Below are 23,877 nucleotides of genomic sequence, written 5' to 3'. Positions count from 1 at the left end.
GGCGAGAACCGGTGGTCGTGGTGGGGGCCGGACTGTCCGGGCTGGCCTGCGCCCTGCACCTGCTGGGCGCAGGCCGGGAGGTCACCGTCGTCGAGCGCGAGGAGCACCCGGGCGGTCGTGCCGGACGGCTCGACCTCGACGGCTTCCGGATCGACACCGGACCCACCGTGCTGACCATGCCCGACCTGATCGGCGAGGCCTTGGGGGCGGTGGGCGAGAGGGTCGCCGACCGGCTCGACCTGGTGCCGCTGGACCCGGCCTACCGGGCGCGCTTCGCGGACGGTTCCACCATCGACGTGCGCACCGGCCGCGAGGAGATGGCCGCCGAGGTCGCCCGCGTCGCCGGGGAGCGCGAGGCCGACGGCTACCTGAGGCTGCGCGACTGGCTCACCCGCCTCTACGAGGTGGAGATGCGCTCGTTCATCGACGCCCGGGTGGACTCGCCGCTGGACCTGCTCCGCCCCGACCTGCTGCGGCTGCTGGCGCTGGGCGGGTTCGGCAGGCTCGCCCCGGCCGTGGGCCGCCGCGTGCGCGACGAGCGGCTGCGCAGGATCTTCTCCTTCCAGTCGCTGTACGCGGGTGTGGCCCCCGAGAGCGCCCTGGCCGCCTACGCCGTCATCGCCTACATGGACACCGTGGCCGGGGTGTACTTCCCCCGGGGCGGGATGCGCGCCCTGGGCGAGGCGCTGGCGGGGGCGGTCGCCAAGGCCGGGGGCGCCCTGCGCTACGGCGACCCCGTCACGCGGCTCGAACGCTCCGGCGACCGGGTCACCGCCGTGCTCACCGAGCGGGGGGAGCGCCTGCCCTGCGACCAGGTGGTGCTCACCCCCGACCTGGCGGCCGCCCACCGGATGCTCGGCCACACGCCCCGGCGCCCGGTGCCCCTGCGCCACTCGCCCTCGGCGGTCGTGCTGCACCTGGGCACCGACCGCACCTGGCGGGGGTGGGGCCACCACACGATCTCCTTCGGCGGCGCCTGGCAGCGCACCTTCACCGAGATCATCCGGGACGGGACCACCATGAGCGACCCCTCGCTGCTGGTCACCCAGCCCACCCGGACCGACCCGTCCCTGGCCCCCGAGGACCGCCACCTGCTGTACGTGCTCGCCCCCGCCCCCAACCTGGCCGCCGGCGACATCGACTGGGACCGTGAGGGGCCGCGCTACCGCGACCACCTGGTCGGGGTCCTGGAGGAGCGCGGGCTCACCGGACTGGGGGACTCGATCCGCACCGAGCGGCTGGTCACCCCGGCCGACTGGGTGCGGCAGGGGCTCGCCCACGGCACCCCCTTCTCGCTGGCGCACACCTTCGCCCAGACCGGCCCCTTCCGCCCCCGCAACACCGTCCCTGGCACCGCCAACGCGGTCCTGGCCGGGTGCGGGACCTCACCCGGGGTGGGCCTGCCCACCGTGCTGATCTCGGGCAAGCTCGCCGCCGCCGAGGTGGTCCGCCAGGCGGGAGGGCGCCGATGAGCACGGCGAGGGCCGAACTGGACGCCGCCGGGATCACCGGGGCGCGGCTGCGCGAGTCCTACCTCCGGTGCCGGGACCTGCACGCCCGCCACGGCCGCACCTACTTCACGGCCACCCGGGTGCTGCCTCCCGACCGCCGCCCCGGTGTGCACGCGCTGTACGGGTTCGCCCGGTGGGTGGACGACATCGTCGACGAGCCGCCGCCGGAGAGCACGACGCGGGACCGGGCGGCACTCCTGGACGGGATCGGTGCCGACCTGGAACGGGTGCTGGCGGGCGTCTCCGCCCGCGACCCCGCGAACGCCGAGGTGCTGGCGGCCCTCGCGCACACGGCGGAGCGCTACGGGCTGCCCCGCGCTCACTTCACGGCGTTCATGGACTCCATGCGCATGGACCTGACGGTCACCGCCTACCGCGACCTCGACCACCTGCGCGAGTACATGTACGGTTCGGCGGCCGTGATCGGCCTCCAGGTGCTGCCCGTCCTGGGCACGGTCGCCCCCCGCGAGGAGGCCGCCCCGCACGCCGCCGCGCTGGGCGAGGCCTTCCAGCTCACCAACTTCCTGCGCGACACCGCCGAGGACCTGCGGCGCGGCCGTGTCTACCTGCCCGGGGACGTGCTGGCGGCGCACGGTGTGGACCGCTCCCTGCTGGAGCACTGCGCGCGGATCCGGGCCCCGCACCCGCGGGTACGGGACGCCCTGGCCGAACTGGTGGAGGCCAACCAGGACGTCTACCGGTGGGCGGAGCCGGGGATCGCCATGCTCTCCCCCGTGGCGCGCCCGTGTGTCGCCACGGCCTTCCGGCTCTACCGCGCCATCCTGGACGAGATCCGCGCCGCCGACTACGACGTGTGGAGCGCCCGGCACCGCGTGTCGGACCTGCGCAAGGCGGCCGCGGCCGTCCCCGCCCTGGCCCGGGCGCTGGTCGCCCGCTCCCGCGGCGGCCGGGTGCCGCGCCCCCGCAGCGGTGGGGACGGGCGCTCCGGTTCCCGCCCCTCTGGAGGAGTCACATGACGATGCCCGAGCCCCGACCCCGGCGCCTGCCCCTGCGCCGCATGCCCGCCACCACCTGGAAGGCCCAGGATCCGACCTGGAGGGAGGCCCGGCCCGCGGTGATCGGCGCGGCCCTCAAACGCGCGCTCGCCCGCCCCTCCGGCAACTGGTTCGTGCTGGCCGCCAGCACCGAGGTGCGCTCGGACCGGCCCTTCGGGCGCGTGGTGGCCGGCACCGAACTGGTGGCCTGGCGCACGCCGGACGGGACCGCCCATGCGGGTCCGGGGGCCTGCCCCCACCTGGGGGCGCCCCTGTGCCGGGGCACGGTGGACTCCGGGCGGCTGGTCTGCCGGTGGCACGGCCTGTCCCTGGGCGAGGAGGGCTTCCCCGGGTGGAGCCCCTACCCGGTCCACGACGACGGCGTCCTGGTGTGGGTGCGTCTGGACCGGGAGGGCGGCGAGGAGCCCACCCCCGAACCCGTGGTGCCCCACCGGCCCGAGGGGGCGCGGAGCCTGGCCGCGGTGGAGAGCCTGGCCGGGCGGTGCGAACCCGAGGACGTGGTGGCCAACCGGCTCGACCCCTGGCACGGCTCGTGGTTCCACCCCTACTCGTTCGTGGGGCTGAGGGTGATCGAGCTGCCCGAGGGCGGCGACCCCGACCCGGACCGGATGGTGGTGGAGGTGGGTTTCCGGGTGACGGGCCGGTGGGGCGTGCCGGTGCGCGCCGAGTTCCACTGTCCCGGGCCGCGCACCGTCGTCATGCGCATCATCGAGGGCGAGGGGCTGGGCAGCGTGGTGGAGACCCACGCCACGCCCCTGGGCACGGACGGGCGCGGGGTGCCGCGCACGGCGGTCATCGAGGCCACCGTCGCCACCTCCGAGCGCCCCGGGTTCGCCCTGGCCCGCCGCGCGGCGGGGGCACTGGTGCGCCCCGCCATGCGCGCCGCCGCCCGGCGCCTGTGGCGGGACGACCTCGCCTACGCCGAGCGGCGCTACCTGCTGCGCAGTTCCGGGCGCTGGCCCGGGTGAGCCCGGGGCGGGCGCCCCGCGCCGCCCCGTACGGCGATGGATCCGGGGCGCGCCCGTGTGCCCGGTCGCGGCCGACGGTAGGGGCGGGCGTGCCCCCGTGAACCGTACGGGTGGGCGTCCGAAGCGGGTGCCCCCGTCGCGGGTGCGGCTGTGCGTCCCCGCCCGCCGGGGCGCCCGTCGGGGGCCGGTGGCGCGTGGCAGCAAGGGGAGCCCCGACCGCGGACGTCACCTGCGCGGCGGCCGCCGCGCCCACCGCGCCAGGGCGCGCAGCGGCGCCGACCTGCCCCGCCGGGGTACGGTCCACACCGTGTGCCCCTGCCGCCCCCACCGCTCCAGCAGCGCGTTGGCGGCGAGCAGGCCGCTCGTGGCCGCGCGCTCCATGAGCGCCACCGGCAGGTCCGTACGCACGTGGTCGCCTGCCACCACCACGAACGGGTCGGGTGAGCGCACGCCGCACCGGTCCCGGTAGCCGCCCGGCGGGAACAGCGGGCAGTCGGCGCGCGTCTCGTGCCGGGAGTCCACCGCGCGGGCGCCGGCGAGTTCGGGGTAGACCGCGCACGCCTGCTTCCACAGCGCGCGCCGCTCCGCCTCGGGGTCGCCCCCGGCCTCCAGCGCGTAGGCGTGCAGCTCCACCACCGAACCGCCGGTGCGCCGCGCCCACGCCCGCGCCTCGTCCTCGTAGCGCTCCAGCACGCTGATGTTGTCCAGAGAGGGGTGGCCCGCCGTGCCCAGGAAGGCGGGCCGGTGCGGCCGCACCGGGCGGTCGAGCCAGTACCGCGACACCAGGAACGGCGGCGCGGTCTCCAGCCGGGCCACCCGGTCGCGCCAGGGGCCGTCGCCCAGGCCGGGCGAGGCCGCCACCAGGCCGCGGGTGCCGCCGGGGTCCGCGGCGAGCACCACGGCGTCGGCGCCGGTGCTGGCGACGGCCCCCGACGCGTCGCGTGTACGCACCGAGAACCGGTGCCCTCCGCGGCCCGGCACCACCGTCTCGACGGCGTGGGACGTGTGCAGGCGCACCCCCAGCGCGGCCAGGTGTGCCGCCAGCGGGTTCCACAGGGCCCGGGGGAAGGGTGAGCGCGGCACGTCGAAGGCCAGCCCCTCGGACGAGCCGAGGAAGTAGATGTGGAACATCACCGCCAGTTCGGCCGCCGACAGCCGCTCCGGGGCGCAGAAGAAGCTGCGCGTGAACACCTCGAAGGCCAGGTGCCGGGCGCGGGGCGGGAAGCGGACCGCGTCCAGGAGGGCGCGGGAGCTCAGGTGGTCCAGCCGCTCGTAGGTGCCGGGCACGTCCACGTCCAGCAGTTGCAGGGCGGCGGGGACGTTCACCCGGGCCAGGTCGCGCGCCGGGAAGCTCGGGCTGGTGGCGGCGAGCACGGCCGCGTTCCAGGGCGGGGTGGAGGGCAGGCCCGCGAAGCGGTCGCGCGGCCCGTCCCGGTGCACCAGCGGGTAGTCGGGCAGCGCGACGAGGCCCTCCAGGGCCGGGTCGGCCCGGCGCAGCAGGGCGCGCAGGTTGTAGTACTGCCGGAAGAACGCGTGGAACCCCCGCGTCATGGTCGCGGTCGAGCCGTCGGCCAGCGTCGTGGACCAGCCGCGCAGGCGTCCGCCGAGCGACGGCTCGCTCTCGAACACCGTCACCTCCACGTCCCGTTCGGCCAGCGCGCAGGCGGTCGCGAGCCCGGCGATGCCGCCGCCCACCACGGCCACCCGGGGGGTGGACGCGGGGCGCGGACCGGTCGGCGGGGCGGGCGCGAGCGCCTCGGCCAGCGGGTCGCGCACCCGTCCCGGACCGGTGGTGTCAGCGGCCACCGTCGGCCTCCTCGGGGCGCAGGCCCGCGAAGGTGTGGGTGATCCCGTGCTGCCATCCGGGCAGCGGCGCGCTGGCCACCGACGCCAGGCCCGCGCGGCGCATCCGCTCCAGGAGGGCCTGGCGGCCGTCGAAGTCCAGAACGCCGCGCCACAGGTACCGGAACAGGTCGCCGCGGCCCGTCAGCGCCCGGCCGGCGGGGATGACCACCCCCCAGCACACAGCCGACCACACCGTGCGCGCGGCCACGGAGTCGGCCACGGAGTACTCGTGCAGGACCAGCCGCCCGCCCGGTCGGAGCAGGTCGCGCACCGTCGACAGCAGCGCGTCGGGGTCGGGGCAGTTGCGGATCAGGTAGGCGCCGAACACGGCGTCCGCGGGCCCGCCCAGGTGCTCGGCGGCCCACTGCGGGGTCAGGTCCTCGGCGCGCGCCCGGTGGAAGGAGACCGAGTCGGGCCACGGCTTGGCGCGTGCCGACTCCAGCATGCCCTCGGAGGCGTCCACGCCGGTGATCCGCGCGCGGGGGAGCACGTGCAGCAGCGCCTTGGTGGAGGCGCCCGTGCCGCACCCCAGGTCCAGGATCCGCAGCCCCTCGCCTGTGCCGTCCAGTCCCAGGCGGCGGGCGGAGGTACGCAGGTGGGAGTGGTAGCCGGGGTTGGCCGCCACGAGGCGGTCGTAGGCGTGGGCCGCGTGGTCGAACTCGGCGGTGACCGGTTCGCCCTTCAGGGCTGCGGTGTTCACAGTGGCCTCTCCAGGGTTCGTGCCGGCGTGCGTGCGCGGGGTCCCCGGTGCATGCTGGGGGCATGGCCGACTACGACGTGGCGATCATCGGCGGGGGAGCCGCTGGGCTCACCCTGACCCACCTTCTGGGCGGGGTCAACGACCGGGGCGGTCGACCGCTGCGCGTCGCGCTCCTGGAGCCGCCGCCCGGCCCGCACACGCCGCCCGCGCGCACCTGGTGCTTCTGGGAGCCCGACGGCGGGCCGTGGGACGGCCTGCTCGCCGCCCGGTGGGAGCACCTGTCGGTCATCGGCCCGGACGGGACCGGCCACTCCTCACCGGCGGCGCCCTACGTGTACAAGATGCTCAGGTCCGTGGACGTGGCCGCCCACGTGCGGGCCCTGGCCGGGCCGCACGTGGACCCCCTGCCGCTGCTGGTCACCGGTATCGAGGACGGCGCGGAACGGGCCGTGGTCGAGGCGTGCGGTCCCGGAGGGGCGCGGGAGCGCCTGACCGCGTCGTGGGTGTTCGACTCGCGGCCGCCGAGCCCGCCGCCGCGGGGGCGCACCCACCTGCTCCAGCACTTCCGCGGCTGGTTCGTGCGCACGGCCTCCGATGCGTTCGACCCAGGAGCCGCGGTGCTGATGGACCTGCGCCCTCCGCAGCCCCCGGCCGGGGTGGCCTTCGGCTACGTGCTGCCGCTGTCGCGGCGCGAGGCGCTGGTGGAGTACACCGAGTTCGGCCCCGCCGTGCTCACGGTGGCCGAGTACGAGCGGGCCTTGGCGGACTACTGCGCTCTGCTGGGGCTGCCGGAGGTGGAGGTGACCGCGACCGAGCAGGGGGTCATCCCGATGACGGACGCGCCCTTCCGGCCCAGGGCGGGGCGGCGCGTGTTCCGGGTGGGCACGGCGGGCGGGGCGACCCGGCCCTCGACCGGGTACACGTTCAGCGGGGTGGGGCGGCAGGCTGCGGCGGTGGCGCGGGCGCTGGAGGAGGGCCGGGTGCCCGTGCCGCCGGTGCCGCACCGGAGGCGCCATCTTGCGATGGACGCGGTCATGCTGCGCGCGCTGGACACGGGCCGGATCCGGGGCGCGGAGTTCTTCGCGGGACTGTTCGCGGCCCACCCCTTCGGCGACGTGTTGGCCTTCCTCGACGGCGGCTCCGGTCTGGGCCGGGAACTGGCGATGGGGCTGTCCACCCCGGTGGGCGCGATGTCGCTGACCTCGCTGGACCAGGTGTGGTACGCGCTGCGGGGGCGCCGTCGGCGCTGAACCGGGGGGCGGGTTCGCGACGGTGTCCGACTGCGGTAGAGTCATGCCGAAAACAAGCTCGAAAAACAAGAGACTTACTTTTCGAGTAGTCTTTGCAAGGGGGATCGGGACGTGGACGAGAGCGATCGCCGACCGGGGCGCGGCTCGCGCCGGTGGATCGGCGCGGCGCTGCTGGTCGCCCTGGTGTGGCTGGCCGGGGCCGGACCGCTGGGCGCCTTCCTGGGCAAGCTCGGCGAGGTGCAGACCAACGACCCCGGCGCGTTCCTGCCCGTGGGCGCCGAGTCCACCGAGGCCGGTGAGATCGCCGAGGGGTTCGACCGCGCGGACGCCGTGCCGGCCGTCGTGGTCTACTCCCGCGACGACGGCACCGACGGGCCGGAGATCACCGGGGACGAACTCGCCGGTATCGGCGCCGCCGCCGAGTCCGTCGCCGGTGAGCCCTGGGTCTCCGGAGAGGTCGTCGGGCCCTTCCCCGGCACCGAGGACCCCTCGGTCGCCCAATTCGTCGTCCCCATCGGGGCCGGGGCGGACACCGGCGAAGCGGTCGAGGACCTGCGCGCGCTCCTGGCCGACGAGCCCGTCGACGGCCTGCGGGCCCAGGTCACCGGGCCGGCCGGGTACGCCGCCGACCTCGCGGCGGCCTTCGGCGGCATCGACTCCACCCTGCTGCTCGTGGCCGTCGCCGCCGTCCTGGTCATCCTCGTGGCCGTCTACCGCTCGCCCCTGCTGCCGGTCCTGGTCATCCTGGCCTGTCTGCTCGCCCTGGGCCTGTCCGGCGCCCTGGTCTACCTGGCCGCCGACACCGGACTGGTCAGCCTCAACGGCCAGAGCCAGGGCATCCTGTTCATCCTGGTCGTGGGCGCCTGCACCGACTACGCCCTGCTGCTGGTGGCGCGCTACCGGGAGGAGCTGGCCGCCCGAGACCGCGTCCCCGACGCGGTCCTGGCCGCCGTGCGCGGGGTGACCGGTCCGGTCCTGGCCTCCGGTGGAACCGTCATCCTCGGCCTGCTCTGCCTGCTCGCCGCCGACCTGGCCTCCACCCGAAGCCTGGGGCCCGTGGTCGCCATCGGAGTCGTCGCCGCACTGCTGTCGGCGATGACCTTCCTGCCCGCCGTGCTCGCCCTCTCCGGGAGGGCCGCGTTCTGGCCCCTGGCACCGCACGGCTCCCGCGAGGCCGGGGGAAGCCTCGACGAGGTCGTGGAGCGCCACCCCTTCTGGGGCCGCCTAGCCACCGCCGTGGCCCGCAGACAGCGCCTGGCCTGGATCGCCACCACCGCCGCCCTGGTCGCTGCCGCGGCCTTCGCCCCGCAGTTCGACGCCGGGGGCACCGGACAGGCCGAGGTGTTCCGCACCGAGGTCGAGGCGGTCGACGCCCAGGAGGTCCTCGAACGCGGGTTCGGCACCGAGGCGTCGGCCGCCCCCGCCCTCGTGGTCGCCGACGCCGACCACCTGGACGAGGTCGTGCGCACCGCCGAGGCACTCGACCAGGTGAGCGAGGCCGCACCGGTCACCGAACCCGGTCCGCCCGGTGCCGACACACCGCCCCTGGAGGAGGACGGCCGCGTACTCGTCGAGGCGGTCCTCACAGTCGGCCCCGAGTCGCCCGAGGCGCTCGACGCCGTGCGGGGCCTGCGCGAGGGACTGCGCTCGGTGGAGGGGGCGAACGCCCTGGTCGGCGGCGTGAGCGCCACCGACCTGGACACCCTGGAGACCGCACAGCGCGACTTCACCGTGGTGGTGCCGCTGGTACTGGCGGTGGTCTTCCTCGTCCTCATCCCGCTGCTGCGCTCCCTCGTGGCGCCGCTGCTGCTCATGGCGGTCAACGTCCTGTCCTTCGCCGCCGCGCTCGGCGTGGGCGCGCTGGTGTTCGACCGTCTGCTCGGCCTGCCCGGCGCGGACCCGGTGGTGCCGCTGTTCGCGTTCGTGTTCCTGGTGGCGCTGGGCATCGACTACAGCATCTTCCTCATGTCCCGGGCCCGGGAGGAGACCCTGGAGCACGGGCACCGCGAGGGCGTCCTGCGCGCCCTGACCGTGACCGGCGGGGTGATCACCTCCGCCGGGGTGGTCCTGGCTGTGACCTTCGCCGCCCTGGCGGTGATCCCGCTGCTGTTCCTGCTCCAGTTGGCGTTCCTCGTGGCCTTCGGCGTGCTCGTGGACGCGCTCCTGGTGCGGACCGTGCTGGTGCCCGCACTGTCGCTGGAGATCGGGCCGGCCGTGTGGTGGCCCGGCCGCGCCCGCCGCGCGGCCCCCGCCCGGGACGCGGTGGAGACGCCGACCGGCTCCGACGCCCCGGAGAACGGCACCGCCCGGTAGCGCGGAGCCGACGGCGCGGCGGCCGACAAGGGGAGCCGCCGCGCCGCCCCCTTCAGCGGCCCCCCGGACCCGTCCGGGGGGCCGCCGTGTGCGGGACCAGCACACGGAACGCCTCGCCGAGCGAGGAGAGGTGGCCGTCACGCAGCCGCATCGCCTCCGGCAGGCCGCCCCAGCCGGGACCGGCGGTGAGCAGGCGCGTGGTCAGCGTGGAGTCGGAGACCGCGCGTACCGTCGCCAGCAGGGCCAACTCGGCACCCGGCGCCGCGCCTTGGCACCACACGACCACCGCCCGGGGCGCGGAGCGGCGCGCCGCGGCGGTGACCGCCTCCACCGGCGTGCACGGACCGAGCATCCGGTGGGGCTCCCCGGCCTCCCGCAGCGCGGCGGCCAGCGCCTCCATCGGCAGGCTGTGCGTCTCGTGTGGCCCGCAGGCCAGCAGCACCGGACGCCCCCCGCCCCCGGGCGTCGGCCCCTGGACCCGGCGCAGTACCGACGACACGCACCACGACAGCAGGTGCTCCACCTCCACGTACTGCTTGGACGCCTCCCACTTGCGTCCCATCCCGTACAGCAGCGGCATCGCCAGCTCCTCCCACGCGGCCACGACGCCGCGTTCGGTGAAGACGTCTTCGAGGAGCTCCTCCACCAGTTCCGCGTCCAGGCGCATCGCGGCGTGGTTCACACTGCGGAGGGTCGGGGCGTTCCGGAGGGAGGCGGGCGCTCCGTCACCGGTGGCCCTGGGGGCGGGGGGCGTGGACCCGGGCAGGGCCGCCGGATCGTCCTCCGCCAGTACCCGCCGCGCCGCGTCGGCGGGGGGCACCCCCTCGCCGACCAGCCGGCACAGTTCGCGCAGACGGTCCATGTCCTCGGGCGTGTAGCGACGGTGCCCGCCCGGACTGCGCCCGTGCGGTCCCACCCCGTAGCGCCGGTCCCAGCTTCGCAGGGTCGAGGGGGCGACGCCGAGCAGGCGGGCCGCCGCCCCGGGTGAGAGAGTGCCGCTCATGATCCCCTCCAAAACGTCGCACAAGCGACGCGACTTGTGGTGCCGAGCGTGTGCGACCGACTCTATCTGGGGAAACACCGAAAGGAACGGCACGATGGACGCACACACCAAGCACAGCGCGAGCCGGCACTTCGACACCGTCCACCGGACGGGATCGGTGCTGATCGGACTCGCGTTCATCGGATTCGGCGTGGTGGGACTGATGGTCGGGATTCCGCTGGTCGGAGAACAGGGAGAGGTGATCGTGGGGATGTCCACCGACGGAGTGCTCGGCTTCATCGCGGTGGCGATCGGGTCGTTCCTGGTCGGGGCCGCGGCGGTCGGAGGCAGGTTCTCCTCCACCGTCTGCACGACCACGGGCCTGCTGTTCGCGGTGGGCGGGCTGGCCAACCTCTACCTCATGAACCTCAGCCCCAACGTCCTCGCCTTCTCGGCGCCCGGCGCCGTCCTCGGCGTCGTCGGCTTCGCGATGATGGCCTTCGGCGTATACGGCAGGGGCAGCGCCGGTCTTCTCACGGGCGACCCCCACCGGATCGCCCGCGAGTGGCGCCGACGGTATGACGCGGCCTATGGCCAGCCGACCCGGATGGCGGTCTGAGGCCGTGCGCGTACTGGTCACCGGGGCGACCGGCTACGTCGGGGGGCGGCTGGTCCCCCGGCTCCTGGACGCCGGGCACCGAGTTCGGTGCCTGGCGCGCACCCCGGAGAAACTGCGCGACCACCCCTGGCGCGACCGGGTGGAGGTCGTCAAGGGGGACGTCTCCGACGGCTCCGGGCTGGACGAGGCGCTCACCGGCATGGACGTCGCCTACTACCTGGTCCACGCCATGGCCGGCGGGAGCGGGTTCGCCGCTCAGGACGCCGAGGGCGCCCGCACCTTCGCGCGCGCCGCCGAGCGGGCCGGCACCGGCCGGATCGTCTACCTCGGCGGGCTCGCCCCGCCGGGCGAGGCGCTCTCGGCGCACATGGCCTCCCGCACCGAGGTCGGCGACATCTTCCTCGCCTCCCCGGTGCCCGCCGCCGTCCTGCGCGCGGCGGTCATCATCGGTTCGGGCTCGGCCTCCTTCGAGATGCTGCGCCACCTCACCGAGCGCCTGCCCGCCATGACCACGCCCCGGTGGGTGCGCAGCCGCGTCCAGCCCATCGCCGTGCGCGACGTGCTCAGGCTCCTCGTGGAGGCGGCGGACCTGCCGCCGGACACCGACCGCACCTTCGACGTGGGCGGTCCGGAGGTGCTCACCTACGCCGAGATGATCCAGCGGTTCGCCGCGGTGGCCGGGATCAGCCGCAGGCTCATCATCCCGGTGCCGGTCCTGTCCCCGGGCCTGTCCAGCCTCTGGGTGGGGCTGATCACCCCGGTCCCGCCCTCCATCGCCCGCCCGCTGGTGGAGTCGCTGCGCCACGACTCGGTGATGCGTGAGGACGACCTGTCCGACCTGCTCGGCGACCACGAGCGGCTCCGGTTCGACGAGGCGGTGAAGTTGGCGCTGCGCCGTGTGAACGAGTCGAACGTGGACACCCGGTGGTCGTCGGCGGCCTGGCCGACCGCCCCGTCGGACCCGCTGCCCACCGACCCGGACTGGGCGGGTGGCAGCCTCTACACCGACGAGTGCACGAGGACCGTGGACGCCCCGCCCGAGCGGCTGTGGAGCGTCATCGAGGGCATCGGCGGCGAACGGGGCTGGTACTCGTGGCCGCTGGCCTGGGCCGCGCGCGGCTGGATCGACATCGCCGTGGGCGGGGTCGGGTTGCGCAGGGGGCGTCGCGACCCCGCCCGCCTGCGCGTGGGCGACTCGCTCGACTTCTGGCGGGTGGAGGAGATCGAACCGGGGAGGCTGCTGCGGCTGCGAGCGGAGATGCGACTGCCCGGCCTGGCGTGGCTGGAGATGTCGGTGGAGCGTGAGGACGGGCGCACCGTGTACCGCCAGCGCGCCCTGTTCCGGCCGCGCGGCCTGGCCGGACACCTCTACTGGAAGGCGGTGACGCTCTTCCACGGCCTGGTCTTCGGTGACATGGCCCGCAACATCGCCGCCCGCGCCTCCCGGGAGGCGCCGCCGACCGCGTAGGCTCGAACCGGACAGAGGGAGGCAGTCCGGTGCGCATCGACCTCAACTCCGACCTCGGCGAGGGGCACGGGCGCTGGGAACTCGGCGACGACGAGGCGCTCCTGGCCATTGTGACCAGTGCCAACGTCGCCTGCGGGTTCCACGCCGGCGACCCGACCGTGCTGCGCCGCACCACCAGACGGGCCGCCGAGCGCGGTGTGGCCGTCGGCGCGCACGTGGGCTACCGCGACCTGACCGGGTTCGGGCGCCGCTTCATGGACGTGCCGCCCGCCGAACTCACCGACGAGGTCGTCTACCAGATCGGCGCCCTGGCCGCGTTCACCTCCCTGGCCGGGGAGCGCGTCCGCTACGTCAAACCCCACGGGGCGCTCTACAACGCGATCGTGCACCACACCGCGCAGGCCGCCGCCGTGGTCGAGGCCGTCACCGCCTACGACCCCGGTCTGGCGGTGCTCGGCCTGCCCGGCTCGGAATTCCTGCGCCTGGCCGAGGAGGCGGGGCTGCGCACCCGCCGCGAGGCCTTCGCCGACCGCGCCTACACCCCCCAGGGCACACTGGTCTCCCGCCGTGAACCCGGCGCGGTCCTGCACGACCCCGACACGATCGCCGAACGCTGCCTGCGCATCGCCCGCGGTGAACCGGTCGAGGCGGCCGACGGTACGGAGATCGTCATCGAGGCCGACTCCCTGTGCGTCCACGGTGACAGCCCCGGCGCTGTGGAGACCGCCGCCGCCGTCGCCGAGAGGCTGCGGGCCGAGGGCGTGGCCCTGGAACCGTTCGTGGACTGACAGGGAGGGGGAGGGGTGTGCGCGTCCTGAAATGCGCCGACACCGGTCTCCTGGTGGAGGTCGCCGACGCGGCCGAGGTGATCGCGCTACGCGCGGCCCTGGCCGAGCACCCGCCGCCGGGTGTCGGAGACACCGTCCCCGCCGCCCGCACCGTGCTGCTGCGCCTGGAGCCCGGGGCCGACCCGGAGGAGGTCGCCGCCGCCGTCGCCGCACTGCCCCTCACCGGGGAGAGCGGGGACGCCGCCGACGCCGGGGCCGTGACGCTGCCGGTGCGCTACGACGGTGAGGACTTGGCCGACGTCGCGCGGCTGACGGGGCTCACGGCCGGGGAGGTCGTCCGGGCGCACACCGCGACCGTGTGGACCGTCGCCTTCTGCGGCTTCGCCCCCGGTTTCGGGTACCTGACCGGCGGTGATCCGAGGCTGCGCGTGCCCCGGCGCGGGGAGGCGCGCACCCGTGTGCCCGTCGGCTCGGTGGCGCTGGCCGGGGAGTTCACGGGCGTGTACCCGCGCGCCTCGCCCGGAGGCTGGCAACTGATCGGCCGTACGGACGTGCGCCTGTGGGACCTGGACCGGGACCCGCCCGGACTCCTGCGCCCCGGGGTGCGCGTGCGCTTCACGGAGGCGCGGTGATCGCGCTGGAGGTCCTGGAGACCGGGCCGCTGACCACCGTGCAGGACACGGGCCGGTTCGGCTGCGCCGACCTGGGCGTGGGCCGCTCCGGCGCCGCCGACGCCCGCTCCCACGCCCTGGCCAACCGCCTCGTGGCCAACCCCGTCGGCGCCGCCGCGCTGGAGGCCACGGTGGGCGGGCTCGGGGTTCGGGCGCACGGTGCGGTCACCGTGGCCGTCACCGGGGCGCCCGTGCCCCTGGCGGTGGACGGTCGGCCGGTGCCGCTGAACACCGTGCTGCGCCTGCCCGACGGCGCGGAGCTGTCCATGGGCGCGGCCCGGCGCGGGCTCCGCTCCTACCTGGCCGTACGCGGCGGGGTGGACGTGGCGCCCGTCCTGGGCTCGCGCAGCACCGACGTCCTGGCCGGGCTCGGCCCGGCGGTGCCCCGCCCCGGCGACCTGCTGCCGGTCGGCGCGCCGCCCGCGCGGTTCCCCGTGGCCGACCACGCCCCGGTCGCCCCCGTGGGCGGACCGGAAGTCCGCCTCAGGGCGGTCCCGGGGCCCCGCGAGGACTGGTTCACCGCCGGGGCGCTGGACACCCTGTTCGGCGCGGTCTACGGGGTGACCGCCCGCACCGACCGGGTGGGGGCGCGCCTGTCGGGGCCGGTGCTGCGGCGGGCGCGCGGCGGCGAGCTTCCGAGCGAGGGGATGGTGGCGGGTGCCCTTCAGGTGCCGCCAGGCGGGGAGCCCGTGCTCTTCCTCGCCGACCACCCCGTGACCGGCGGCTACCCGGTGATCGCGGTGGTGTGCTCGGCCGACCTGCCCGATGCCGCCCAGGCGGCCCCCGGCACCCGGGTGCGCTTCACGCCCCACCCGGGCCGGTGAGGGGTACACGGTGCAGTCGTGCGCCGGCCCGGTCGGTGCCCGTAGCCGGTGCCGCACGTCCCCACCCGGCCAGTGCTCAGCGCCTGCGCAGGCCGAGCCGCTTCAGCTCCAGTGCGGCGAGCGCCTCGATGGTCTTCTGGTCCTCGGACCGCCAGGCCCCGGCCGGGTCCGCGTGCACGCCCGCCAGCTTGCGGGTCGGTGCCGAGGTCAGGGCGCGCAGCGCCAGCAGCCGGTCGCGCGCCGCCGGGTCCAGCTTCTTCGTCCGCCCCGCCGCGTTCGCCGCCCGGATCCAGCGGGCGCGCGCGGGCAGCCAGGTGGCGGCCAGCAGCAGCAGCGCCAGGACGGCGACCAGCAGCGGAAGGTAGAACGCCAGTTCGGCCACCGACTCCTGGAAGGAGGTGCCCGCGTTGGTCAGCGAGGTGCCCGCCTCTCCCACCTGGGTGAAGGGAACGGCGATCTCGTCGCCCACCAGCGGGATCCCCTCCGCGTGCCCGGCGGCGGTGTCCATGTGCTCGCTGACGCCGGACCCCGCTTCGGCGAGCAGTTCGCCGGGCCGCTCCAGCGCGGTGATGGTCTCCCGCAGCGCCAGCGCCACCTTGACCCACAGGTAGATCCAGGCCAGGGCGATGAGGTCGGCGACGAGTTGGAGGAGCGCGCGCAGGGGGCGCTGGGCGTACAGGACCACGGGGGACTCCTGGGGATGTCGTGGAGGTTGCCGCTTTCCCGTTACCCGCTTTCCACGGGTTTTCCACCTTTTCCGGCCGATGTCGGCCCAGGTCGTGCTCCCCCCGGCGCACGGTGCGGGCGAGGGTGTCCGATCGCGACAGAAAGGGTGCTCTTCGTGCTGTATGGTGCCCCTGTCTGCAATGTCCGCATTGGAGGTTCCGGCTTGTCCGTAGCGGTGTCCACCGACACGGCGAGGACCGTCGACGAGCGATCCGGACCGCCGTGCCGTGCGGCGCGGGGGCGACCGGCATGAGCACGAACACCGACACCGTGTCCCGCCCCCCTTCGCCCTTCTTCGCCCTCGTCGTCCTCATCCTGGCGGGGCTGCTCGGCTACATGGGAGTGTCCGGGCTCGACCAGGGGATCCGCGCCGCGCGCGGCGAGGGCACCCCCGGCGTGTTCGTCCCGGCCCACCTGTCGTGCGTGCAGCATCCCGGGCACGAGTCCTGCTACTGCCTGGGCTCCTTCACCTCCGAGGACGGCGGCGGGCCCCGCGACACCACACTGCACGCCGCGGACCAGGACACCTGTCTGATCGGGGCGTCGATCCCCGCCGTGGACGCGGGCGCGCCCGACCGCGTCTACGGGCCGGACGGCTCCCGAGAGTGGATCCTCTCGGCCCTGATCACCGTCGCCGCGCTCTCCCTCCCGATCGGGCTGGGCGTGCTCTGGACCCGTTTCCTCCTCGCCCGGCGGCGGGGCGGCACCGGTTCCGCGACCGCCGACTGAGCGGGCGCCGCCCGTCGAGGCGGCGCCCGGCACCCGGATCAGCCCCACGCCCCCGCCTCGGCGGCACGGCGGGCGTACTCGGTGAAGTCCCGTGCGGGACGGCCCAGCACCCGCCGCACCCCGTCCCCCGGCTCGCGGTTGCGCCCGTCCAGGATCTGCCCGAACAGCTCCACCATGCCGTGCGCGATCTCGGCGGGGTGGCCCTCCGCGAGCGCGCCCGCCGCGAACGCCTCCGGATCCACCGTCGCGTGCGCCACCGGGCGCCCCGACGCCCCGGACAGCACCGCGGCCGCCTCCGTGAAGGTCAGCGACCGGGGCCCGGTCAGTTCGTAGTCCTGCCCGGCGTGCCCGTCGGCGGTCAGCGCGGCCACGGTCGCCTCCGCCACGTCGTCCAGGTCGACGAAGGGTTCGGGGACGTCCGCGACCGGCAGGACCACCGTGCCGCCGCGCACCTGGTCGAGGAAGAAGCTCTCGGAGTAGTTCTGCGCGAACATCGCACAGCGCACCACGGTCGCCCGGGGCAGGTGTTCGCGGACCGCGCGCTCGGAGACGAGCGCCTCCTCCATACCGCGCCCGGAGAGCAGGACCGCGCGCTCCACGCCCGCCCCGGCGGCCCGCTCGGCGAGGGAGCCGAGGGCCTCCGCCGCGCCGGGGAAGGCGATGTCGGGGTGGTAGCAGAGGTAGACGGCGGTGGTGCCCTCCAGCACGGCGTCCCAGGTAGCCGGGTCGTGCCACTCGAAGGGCGGTTCGCCCTTGCGTGAGCCCACGATCACGTCGGCTCCGCGCTGTCGGAGCAGGTCGGTGACGCGGCGGCCGGTCATGCCGGTGCCGCCGGTGACAAGAATACGGTCGTGTGTCGTCATGGCCCCAGTACAACAGCGCGAAGCCAGACGGGACATGGCCTGGATTCTGGATTCCATAAGCGATCGTCCAAAGCGGCGTAGAGTGGCGGCATGGACCCCCTCGCCCACCTCCTGGACGGCCCCCGCGCCCGGGGCGCCTGCACCCTGCGCGCCGTGATGGGCTCGCCCTGGGCCATCGACGTGCGCGACAACGCCGCGCTCAGCCTCGTCGTCGTCACCTCGGGCCGGGCACACGTGTCCGGACCCCACGGAGAGGCCGACCTGGCCACCGGCGACCTGCTCCTGATCCGCGGACCCGACCCCTACGTGGTCTCCGACGGCGGCGGGCACACCCCCGACATCACCATCCTCCCCGGCCAGCGCTGCGTCTCGGGTGACGGCCGGGAGGTCCACCTGACCATGAGCCACGGCGTGGGGATCTGGGGCAACGACCCCGACGGCGAGGACACCATGATCGTGGGCACCTACGAGGACGACAGCGAGGTCGGCCGCCTGGCCCTGGCCGCCCTGCCGACCATGGCGGTCCTGCCCGGCGGCCGCGTCGACCCGGTCCTCGTGGACCTGCTCTCCCGCGAGATCGCCTCCGGCAGGCCCGCCCAGGCCAGCCTCAACGACCGCCTCCTGGACTCCCTGCTCGTCATGGCCGTCCGCGCCTGGATCGAGGACCACCCCCGCGCCGCCCCCAACTGGCTCACCGCCCAGAGCGACCCGGTGGTGGCGCGCGCCCTGGAGGAGATCCACGAACACCCCGCCCACCCCTGGACCCTGGAGGCGCTCGCGCGCGCCTGCGCGGTCTCCCGCGCCACCCTGGCCGCGCGCTTCCAGAAGGCGATGGCCGTACCGCCCATGACCTACCTGCGCACCTGGCGCCTGAGCATGGCCTGCGACCTGCTCGTCGCCGAACCCGCCCTGGGCCTGGAATCGGTCGCCGCCCGCGTCGGCTACGGCAGCGCCTTCGCCTTCAGCACGGCCTTCCGCAAGCACACCGGGGTCAGCCCGTCCCAGTACCGCGCCCGGTCCGCCGCCGTCCCCGCCCGGGTCGGCTGAGCGCCACCGGGGCCGGGCAAAGGTCTACAGCGCCAGTGCCGCTTGGAGCCCGGTGACCACCGAGGTCATGGTCGCCAAGCTCAGCGCCCCGGCGTCCTCCGCCAGGTCCTCGGCGTAGAGCAGTGTGAGCTCGTCACACAGGACCCAGCCCACGAGTGGATCGGCCGGACACAGCGGGACGACGGTAGGCCGCGGTTCCTTCCGCGTCGTGGTCAACCGCACCGCCAGACAGTCACCCAGGGAGCGGTTGCGGTGGTTGTTGGAGACCACCAGCCAGGGCTTGCGCCCGAAACCGATATCGGCCCAGTACAGACGTCCGCGTACCGGGGGAGGGGCGCTCATTCGGCGCCCCGGCGCGAAACGCGGCCGCGCATCGCGGCGCGGTCCTCACCGGGGTTCGGGCAGCGACACCTCGGCGAGCACGGCCCGGTGGTCGGTGCCCGCCACGTCCAGCACCTCGTAAGCGCCCACACCCATCCCCTCCCGCACCAGCACGTGGTCGATGGCCACCCGTGGCGGGAAGCCGTCGGCGGGCCAGGTGCCCGTCAGGCCGTCCCCGGCCATCCGCGCGGCGCTGACATAGCCCATGTCCAGGACCTCGCGCATCCGGGCGTGGTCGGGCGTGGCGTTGAAGTCCCCCGCCAGGACGCGCACATCCGGCTTCAGCGGGTCGTCCTGCCCCTCCGCCTGACCGAGCACACCCGCCCCCGGTCCCGGCAGCTCGGCCACGGCCGCCAGCCCCTCCTCCCAGGCGCGCACCGCGGCCGGGGACACGGGCGGCACCGGGTGCACCGACACCACCTCCAGCGTGCGCCCGGACACCTCGGCCCGCGCGCGGGCCATGTGGAACGCCCCGATCTCCCGCCCCGGGTCGCCCAGGTCGGTCAGCGAGAAGACCGAGTGCACGCTGCTGCCGTGCACCCCCGTCCCCGAGTGGTCCACCACGTGGGGCAGCACGTCTCCGATCCCGGCCGCCGCCAGCCCCTCCACCAGGGCGGGGGTGACCTCCTGGAGGGCGAGGACGTCCACGTCGCGCTCGCGCACCAGGACCACCAGGTCCGCCGGGTCGACGCCGCCCATCAGTGTGTTGAGGGTCAGGATCCGCACCTGCGGCCCCCCGGTGCCGGTGATCCCGTGGGGGACCGCGCGCGGCACCACCGCCACCGCCAGCACGAGCACCGCCAGGGCCAGCACCGCCGCGGACGCCCACCGGCGGAGCACGGCCGCGCCCACCGCGACGGGCAGGGCGGCGGCCAGCACGTAGGGCGTGTAGGCCAGCAGCGGCACGGCCGGGAAACCCCGCTCCAGACCGAAGGCCCGTACCAGGGCGAACACCGCGAAGGCGCCCGCGGACACCGCGACAGGCCAGGTCAGAGCGGCACTCCTCCGCGGCCTGGCACCCTCGGCCGGATCCGCCACCCCTGTCGACCGCTCCATGCCCTGTCCCCTCCGTCGTCCCGCCGCCGTCTCCCTCCGGTCGGACTCCGGAGAGCGCGGTGTGGTTCGCGGGGCGCCTATCGCCGTGCCGCGCCGCCGCCACGGGAGGGACCGTCGCTAGTGTGGGCGGGTACGCCCTCCGGGAGGACCAGTTCCGCCCGGCCACACCGCCACCGGCACACAGGGGAGCACCATGCCCGTATCCAGCAGGGAAGTCCACCTCGTCGCCCGACCCGTCGGAGAGCCGAAGCAGTCCGACTTCTCCCTGGTCGAGACCACCGTGGCCGATCCCGGACCCGGCCAGGTCCAGGTGCGCAACGACTGGATGTCCGTGGACCCGTACATGCGCGGCCGGATGAACGACGCCAAGTCCTACGTGCCGCCGTTCCGCCTCGGCGAGGTGATGCAGGGCGGCGCGGTCGGCACCGTCACCGCCTCGGGGGTGGACACGGTCCCCGTCGGCTCCACCGTCCTCCACCAGGCGGGCTGGCGCGAGTACGCTCTGCTCGACGCCCACGAGGCGCAGGTCGTCGACACCTCCAAGGTGTCCGCCGAGTCCTACCTGGGCGCTCTGGGCATGCCCGGCCTCACCGCCTACGTCGGCCTCACCCGGATCGCGCCGGTCAACGAGAACGACACCGTGTTCATCTCCGGTGCGGCGGGCGCGGTCGGCAGCACCGCGGGCCAGATCGCGCGGCGCCTCGGCGCCACCCGGGTGGTCGGATCGGCGGGAGGCCCGGAGAAGAAGCGCCGACTGCTGGAGGACTTCGGCTTCGACGCCGCGATCGACTACAGGGAGGGCGACCTGGAGGGGCAGCTCGCCGAGGCCGCGCCCAAGGGGATCGACGTGTACTTCGACAACGTCGGCGGGGACCACCTGCGCGCGGCGATCGCCGCGATGCGCCCCTTCGGCCGGATCGCGATGTGCGGCGCCATCTCCGCCTACAACGCCACCGAGCCGGTGCCCGGCCCCGACAACCTCTTCCTCGCGGTCGGCAAGCGCCTGAGCCTGCGCGGGTTCATCGTCACCGACCACGGCGATATCTCCCGCGAGTACGTGCCGAGGGCCGCGGCATGGGTGGCCAGCGGTGACCTGCACATCGAGCAGACCGTCGTCACCGGGATCGAGAACGCGGCCGGGGCCTTCCTCGACATGATGCGCGGCGCCAACACCGGCAAGATGCTGGTGCGCCTGGCGCCCTGAGATACTGCCGGGCCCCTGCCCCCCGAGCGCACGACCCGCGCGGGGCCCGGACACCCCCTCACACCAGAACAGCCACGGAAGGGCATACTTTGCAGTACGTCACCCTCAACAACGGCCGCACGATGCCGCAGCTCGGGTTCGGCGTCTTCCAGATCTCCGACGAGGAGGCCCACGCGGTGGTCTCCACCGCGCTGGAGGCCGGCTACCGCTCCATCGACACCGCCAAGGTGTACGGCAACGAGGCAGGTGTGGGCCGGGCGGTCGCCGAATCCGGGATCGCGCGCGAGGACCTGTTCGTCACCACCAAGCTGTGGAACGCCGACCAGGGCTTCGACACCACGCTGAAGGCCTTCGAGGGCAGCCTGGACCGGCTCGGCCTGGACTACGTGGACCTGTACCTGATCCACTGGCCGACCCCCGAGCGGGACCTGTACGTCGAGACCTGGAAGGCCTTCGAGCGGATCCTGTCGGAGGGACGCGCCGCGTCCATCGGCGTCTCCAACTTCAACGCCGACCACCTGGACCGCCTCGCCGCCGAGTGCGAGACCGTTCCGGCCCTCAACCAGATCGAGGTGCACCCCTACCTCACCCAGGAGGCCATGCGCGCGGCCGACGCCGAGCGCGGTGTGCTGACCGAGGCGTGGAGCCCGCTGGGGCAGGGCAAGGGACTGCTCGACGACCCGGTGCTGGCCGGGATCGGCGCCGAGCACGGCAAGAGCGCCGCCCAGGTGGTGCTGCGCTGGCACCTCCAGTTGGGCAACGTCGTCATCCCCAAGTCGGCGACCCCGGCGCGGATCCGCGAGAACATCGACGTCTTCGACTTCGAACTCGACGGTGACCAGATGGCCGCGGTCTCCGCGCTGAACCGCGACACCCGGGTCGGTCCCGACCCCGCCACCTTCAACGTGGCCTGAGCCGCGGCGGGGCTCCCGGGAACGGGGCCCGCCCGGTGCACCGCCCCGGCCGGGAAGGCCGGGGCGGTTTCGCTTTTCCGGACAAAACCAAATAGACGTTCCTCATATCGGAATGATCAGGTCCACCCTCGCGCACCCTCCAAGGAAAACCCGCCCATGCGCCGTAGTCTGCTGTGACCAGGGACCACGATGCCGCTTCAGGCCCGGGAAAAGTGCGACAGAAAGCGCGGGGAATGATCGACAAACTGACCAAAAGAATGGGTTTCCGGACGGATCCGGTCATCTTCGCTGTTTCCGTCATCCTGGTCATCGCCTTCGTGGCGAGCGCGATCCTCTTCACCGAGGCCGTCGACACCGGCTTCGGGGCCGTGTCCACCTGGATCATGGACAAGCTCGGCTGGCTCTACATCCTCGGCGTGACCACGTTCCTCGGCTTCCTCATCTGGATCGCGCTCAGCCGATACGGCAGCGTCCGGCTGGGGCCGCCGAACAGCGAACCCGAATACGGCGGCCTCGTCTGGTTCTGCATGCTCTTCGCCGCCGGGATCGGCAGCATCCTCATGTTCTGGGGCGTGGCCGAACCCATCAGCCACTTCGCCGATCCGCCGAAGCAGGACGTGCCCCCCGAGTCCGCGGCGGCGGCCGAGCAGGCCATGGCCTTCACCCTCTACCACTTCGGCCTGCACACCTGGACGATCTTCTGCCTGCCGGCGCTCGCCTTCGGCTACTTCGTGTACCGAAAGGGGCTGCCCTTCCGCGTCAGTTCGGTCTTCCACCCCTTCCTCGGCGACGGCATCCACGGGCCCATCGGCCGCGCCGTCGACATCGTCGCCGTCCTGGGCACGCTGTTCGGCGTGTCGGTGACCATCGGCCTGGGCACCATGCAGATCAACAGCGGCCTCAACGAACTGTTCGGCGTCCCCGAGACCCGCCTCACCCAGTTGATCCTCATCACCGTCGTCACGGCCGTCGCCGTGACCTCCGTGGCCACCGGCCTGGACATCGGCATCAAGTGGCTGTCCTCGATCAACATCGTCATGGCCGTGTCGCTGCTGGTCTTCGTGTTCGTGACGGGCTCCACGGTGTACCTGGCCCGCGGCATCATCGAGACCACCGGCATCTACCTGGACTCGCTCGTCTCCCTGGCGTTCTGGAACGACACCTTCAACGACAGCGGCTGGCAGGGGTCGTGGACGGTCTTCTACTGGGCGTGGACCATCACCTGGTCGCCGTTCGTGGGCATCTTCATCGCCCGCATCTCCCGGGGCCGCACCATCCGCGAGTTCGTCATCGGAGCCCTGGCCGTCCCCACGGGGTTCAGCATCATCTGGTTCAGCGTGTTCGGCCTGTCCTCCTTCGACATCGAGTGGAACCAGGGCGGCGGGCTCGTCGAACGGGTCGTCGTCGAGGAGGACGTGCCAGGGGCACTGTTCGCCTTCCTCACCCACTACCCGCTGACGACGCTGGTGTCGGCGGTGTCGATCCTCATCGTCGTCATCTTCTTCACCACCTCCTCCGACTCCGCGTCGCTGGTGGTGGACATGCTCTGCTCCGGCTCGCCCGTCAGCCCCACCCGCCAGCGCGTCTTCTGGGGCGTCACCGAGGGCGTGGTCGCCGCGACCGTCCTCACCGCGTCGGGTGTGGGCGGCCTGGACGCCCTGCAACAGACGATCATCGTGTTCGGGCTGCCGTTCTTCGTGATCGCGTTCATCATGATGGCCGGGCTGGTGCGTTCCCTGAAGCAGGAGGCCGCCGCGGGCGTGATCAAGATCCGCGACGTGCAGTGACCGCCGGGGGTCGGCCGGTGCGCACCGGCCGACCCCCGGGAGCGTGTGTTCACACCCGTGCGGCGGCCGGTTGCCGGGTGGAGACGTCGAGGACGGTGTCGCAGACGTCGCGCACGGAGGGATTGTGGGTGGCGATGGCCACCGAGCAGCCCTGGGCGGCCATGGCGCGCAGGGTGTCGATCACCATCCGCCCGTTGCCCTCGTCCAGGGCGCCG

22 protein-coding genes are annotated in these 23,877 nt (G+C 74.3%); 15 read left to right on the top strand and 7 right to left on the bottom strand.

Annotated elements, in window-relative coordinates; genetic code table 11:
* Positions 1–11: 11 nt before the first annotated feature.
* Genes crtI through ACFHWE_RS20635 form a run of 3 tightly spaced genes read left to right on the top strand, consistent with a single transcriptional unit; the run spans position 12 to position 3,495 of the window.
* On the top strand, positions 12–1,472 hold the full coding sequence (gene crtI, locus ACFHWE_RS20645; protein ID WP_416603420.1) for a phytoene desaturase family protein: 1,461 nt from the start codon (positions 12–14) through the stop codon (positions 1,470–1,472).
* The gene (locus ACFHWE_RS20640; protein ID WP_416603388.1) at positions 1,469–2,488 is read left to right on the top strand and encodes a phytoene/squalene synthase family protein; all 1,020 of its coding nucleotides are present in this window, start codon (positions 1,469–1,471) and stop codon (positions 2,486–2,488) included. Before crtI ends, ACFHWE_RS20640 begins: the two co-directional genes overlap by 4 nt.
* On the top strand, positions 2,485–3,495 hold the full coding sequence (locus ACFHWE_RS20635; RefSeq protein WP_416603386.1) for a DUF5914 domain-containing protein: 1,011 nt from the start codon (positions 2,485–2,487) through the stop codon (positions 3,493–3,495). The genes ACFHWE_RS20640 and ACFHWE_RS20635 overlap by 4 nt, the downstream gene beginning before the upstream one ends.
* A 225-nt stretch (positions 3,496–3,720) precedes the next feature.
* Here ACFHWE_RS20635 and ACFHWE_RS20630 read toward each other — a convergent pair whose 3' ends face one another.
* Together ACFHWE_RS20630 and ACFHWE_RS20625 are read right to left on the bottom strand one after the other, a co-directional pair.
* A complete protein-coding gene (locus tag ACFHWE_RS20630; protein ID WP_416603383.1) occupies positions 3,721–5,301 on the bottom strand; it encodes an FAD-dependent oxidoreductase in 1,581 nt (526 codons plus the stop codon).
* Complete coding sequence (locus tag ACFHWE_RS20625; protein ID WP_416603382.1) at positions 5,291–6,040, bottom strand: class I SAM-dependent methyltransferase; 750 nt, start codon at positions 6,038–6,040, stop codon at positions 5,291–5,293. The genes ACFHWE_RS20630 and ACFHWE_RS20625 overlap by 11 nt, the downstream gene beginning before the upstream one ends.
* 62 nt (positions 6,041–6,102) lie before the next feature.
* Here ACFHWE_RS20625 and ACFHWE_RS20620 point away from each other — a divergent pair, with 62 nt between their 5' ends.
* Together ACFHWE_RS20620 and ACFHWE_RS20615 are read left to right on the top strand one after the other, a co-directional pair.
* On the top strand, positions 6,103–7,290 hold the full coding sequence (locus ACFHWE_RS20620; protein WP_416603380.1) for a lycopene cyclase family protein: 1,188 nt from the start codon (positions 6,103–6,105) through the stop codon (positions 7,288–7,290).
* A gap of 111 nt (positions 7,291–7,401) precedes the next feature.
* Positions 7,402–9,603: an MMPL family transporter gene (locus tag ACFHWE_RS20615; protein ID WP_416603379.1), complete on the top strand. Its 2,202-nt coding sequence runs from the start codon at positions 7,402–7,404 to the stop codon at positions 9,601–9,603.
* 52 nt (positions 9,604–9,655) lie between these two features.
* Here ACFHWE_RS20615 and ACFHWE_RS20610 read toward each other — a convergent pair whose 3' ends face one another.
* Entirely contained in the window at positions 9,656–10,606 is a 951-nt protein-coding gene (locus ACFHWE_RS20610) for a MerR family transcriptional regulator (protein ID WP_416603376.1), read from the bottom strand.
* A 94-nt stretch (positions 10,607–10,700) separates the two neighbouring features.
* Here ACFHWE_RS20610 and ACFHWE_RS20605 point away from each other — a divergent pair, with 94 nt between their 5' ends.
* From ACFHWE_RS20605 to ACFHWE_RS20585, 5 genes are read left to right on the top strand one after another with little or no spacing between them, the layout of a single operon-like run.
* The gene (locus tag ACFHWE_RS20605; RefSeq protein WP_416603374.1) at positions 10,701–11,204 is read left to right on the top strand and encodes a DUF4383 domain-containing protein; all 504 of its coding nucleotides are present in this window, start codon (positions 10,701–10,703) and stop codon (positions 11,202–11,204) included.
* A complete protein-coding gene (locus ACFHWE_RS20600) occupies positions 11,176–12,672 on the top strand; it encodes an SDR family oxidoreductase (protein ID WP_416603371.1) in 1,497 nt (498 codons plus the stop codon). Before ACFHWE_RS20605 ends, ACFHWE_RS20600 begins: the two co-directional genes overlap by 29 nt.
* Positions 12,673–12,701: 29 nt before the next feature.
* Positions 12,702–13,460 carry a LamB/YcsF family protein gene (locus ACFHWE_RS20595; protein WP_416603370.1) on the top strand — a complete coding sequence of 253 codons (759 nt, stop codon included), beginning with the start codon at positions 12,702–12,704 and terminating at the stop codon, positions 13,458–13,460.
* 17 nt (positions 13,461–13,477) lie between these two features.
* Positions 13,478–14,092 carry a 5-oxoprolinase subunit B family protein gene (locus ACFHWE_RS20590; RefSeq protein WP_416603369.1) on the top strand — a complete coding sequence of 205 codons (615 nt, stop codon included), beginning with the start codon at positions 13,478–13,480 and terminating at the stop codon, positions 14,090–14,092.
* Positions 14,089–14,955, top strand: a complete 867-nt coding sequence (locus ACFHWE_RS20585) for a biotin-dependent carboxyltransferase family protein (protein ID WP_416603367.1) — start codon at positions 14,089–14,091, stop codon at positions 14,953–14,955. Before ACFHWE_RS20590 ends, ACFHWE_RS20585 begins: the two co-directional genes overlap by 4 nt.
* Before the next feature lie 76 nt (positions 14,956–15,031).
* On the opposite strand, the gene ACFHWE_RS20580 is transcribed toward ACFHWE_RS20585, so the two are convergent.
* Positions 15,032–15,640 carry a hypothetical protein gene (locus ACFHWE_RS20580; protein WP_416603366.1) on the bottom strand — a complete coding sequence of 203 codons (609 nt, stop codon included), beginning with the start codon at positions 15,638–15,640 and terminating at the stop codon, positions 15,032–15,034.
* A gap of 290 nt (positions 15,641–15,930) precedes the next feature.
* Between ACFHWE_RS20580 and ACFHWE_RS20575 the strand changes: the two genes are divergently transcribed.
* Positions 15,931–16,410 (top strand): hypothetical protein, encoded by a 480-nt coding sequence (locus ACFHWE_RS20575; protein WP_416603365.1) that lies wholly within the window; start codon positions 15,931–15,933, stop codon positions 16,408–16,410.
* 38 nt (positions 16,411–16,448) lie between these two features.
* Here the strand turns inward: ACFHWE_RS20575 and ACFHWE_RS20570 are convergent, their stop codons facing one another.
* A complete protein-coding gene (locus ACFHWE_RS20570) occupies positions 16,449–17,273 on the bottom strand; it encodes an NAD-dependent epimerase/dehydratase family protein (RefSeq protein WP_416603363.1) in 825 nt (274 codons plus the stop codon).
* Between the two features lie 90 nt (positions 17,274–17,363).
* Between ACFHWE_RS20570 and ACFHWE_RS20565 the strand changes: the two genes are divergently transcribed.
* Entirely contained in the window at positions 17,364–18,320 is a 957-nt protein-coding gene (locus ACFHWE_RS20565) for an AraC family transcriptional regulator (protein WP_416603362.1), read from the top strand.
* 24 nt (positions 18,321–18,344) lie between these two features.
* Here the strand turns inward: ACFHWE_RS20565 and ACFHWE_RS20560 are convergent, their stop codons facing one another.
* The gene (locus tag ACFHWE_RS20560) at positions 18,345–18,662 is read right to left on the bottom strand and encodes a type II toxin-antitoxin system PemK/MazF family toxin (RefSeq protein ID WP_416603361.1); all 318 of its coding nucleotides are present in this window, start codon (positions 18,660–18,662) and stop codon (positions 18,345–18,347) included.
* A 45-nt stretch (positions 18,663–18,707) separates the two neighbouring features.
* Complete coding sequence (locus ACFHWE_RS20555) at positions 18,708–19,757, bottom strand: endonuclease/exonuclease/phosphatase family protein (protein WP_416603360.1); 1,050 nt, start codon at positions 19,755–19,757, stop codon at positions 18,708–18,710.
* A 193-nt stretch (positions 19,758–19,950) separates the two neighbouring features.
* Here ACFHWE_RS20555 and ACFHWE_RS20550 point away from each other — a divergent pair, with 193 nt between their 5' ends.
* The 3 genes from ACFHWE_RS20550 (at position 19,951) to ACFHWE_RS20540 (ending at position 23,662) form a co-directional block, all read left to right on the top strand.
* Positions 19,951–20,961 (top strand): NADP-dependent oxidoreductase, encoded by a 1,011-nt coding sequence (locus tag ACFHWE_RS20550; protein WP_416603359.1) that lies wholly within the window; start codon positions 19,951–19,953, stop codon positions 20,959–20,961.
* An 89-nt stretch (positions 20,962–21,050) separates the two neighbouring features.
* The gene (locus ACFHWE_RS20545; RefSeq protein WP_416603357.1) at positions 21,051–21,875 is read left to right on the top strand and encodes an aldo/keto reductase; all 825 of its coding nucleotides are present in this window, start codon (positions 21,051–21,053) and stop codon (positions 21,873–21,875) included.
* 233 nt (positions 21,876–22,108) lie between these two features.
* Positions 22,109–23,662 (top strand): BCCT family transporter, encoded by a 1,554-nt coding sequence (locus tag ACFHWE_RS20540; RefSeq protein WP_416603356.1) that lies wholly within the window; start codon positions 22,109–22,111, stop codon positions 23,660–23,662.
* Positions 23,663–23,877 lie beyond the last annotated feature (215 nt).

It is taken from the genome of Nocardiopsis sp. LOL_012 (assembly GCF_048060475.1).
Taxonomy (GTDB): Bacteria; Actinomycetota; Actinomycetes; order Streptosporangiales; family Streptosporangiaceae; genus Nocardiopsis.
This window is presented reverse-complemented; position numbering and strand designations above follow the sequence as displayed.

Bases quoted from the DNA above. Each gene is read 5' to 3' on its own strand.
- ACFHWE_RS20640 (WP_416603388.1), top strand. From the start codon at position 1,469: ATGAGCACGGCGAGGGCCGAACTGGACGCCGCCGGGATCACCGGGGCG.
- ACFHWE_RS20635 (WP_416603386.1), top strand. From the start codon at position 2,485: ATGACGATGCCCGAGCCCCGACCCCGGCGCCTGCCCCTGCGCCGCATG.
- ACFHWE_RS20620 (WP_416603380.1), top strand. From the start codon at position 6,103: ATGGCCGACTACGACGTGGCGATCATCGGCGGGGGAGCCGCTGGGCTC.
- ACFHWE_RS20610 (WP_416603376.1), bottom strand. From the start codon at position 10,606: ATGAGCGGCACTCTCTCACCCGGGGCGGCGGCCCGCCTGCTCGGCGTC.
- ACFHWE_RS20605 (WP_416603374.1), top strand. From the start codon at position 10,701: ATGGACGCACACACCAAGCACAGCGCGAGCCGGCACTTCGACACCGTC.
- ACFHWE_RS20600 (WP_416603371.1), top strand. From the start codon at position 11,176: ATGGCCAGCCGACCCGGATGGCGGTCTGAGGCCGTGCGCGTACTGGTC.
- ACFHWE_RS20575 (WP_416603365.1), top strand. From the start codon at position 15,931: ATGAGCACGAACACCGACACCGTGTCCCGCCCCCCTTCGCCCTTCTTC.
- ACFHWE_RS20570 (WP_416603363.1), bottom strand. From the start codon at position 17,273: ATGACGACACACGACCGTATTCTTGTCACCGGCGGCACCGGCATGACC.
- ACFHWE_RS20565 (WP_416603362.1), top strand. From the start codon at position 17,364: ATGGACCCCCTCGCCCACCTCCTGGACGGCCCCCGCGCCCGGGGCGCC.
- ACFHWE_RS20560 (WP_416603361.1), bottom strand. From the start codon at position 18,662: ATGAGCGCCCCTCCCCCGGTACGCGGACGTCTGTACTGGGCCGATATC.
- ACFHWE_RS20555 (WP_416603360.1), bottom strand. From the start codon at position 19,757: ATGGAGCGGTCGACAGGGGTGGCGGATCCGGCCGAGGGTGCCAGGCCG.
- ACFHWE_RS20550 (WP_416603359.1), top strand. From the start codon at position 19,951: ATGCCCGTATCCAGCAGGGAAGTCCACCTCGTCGCCCGACCCGTCGGA.
- ACFHWE_RS20540 (WP_416603356.1), top strand. From the start codon at position 22,109: ATGATCGACAAACTGACCAAAAGAATGGGTTTCCGGACGGATCCGGTC.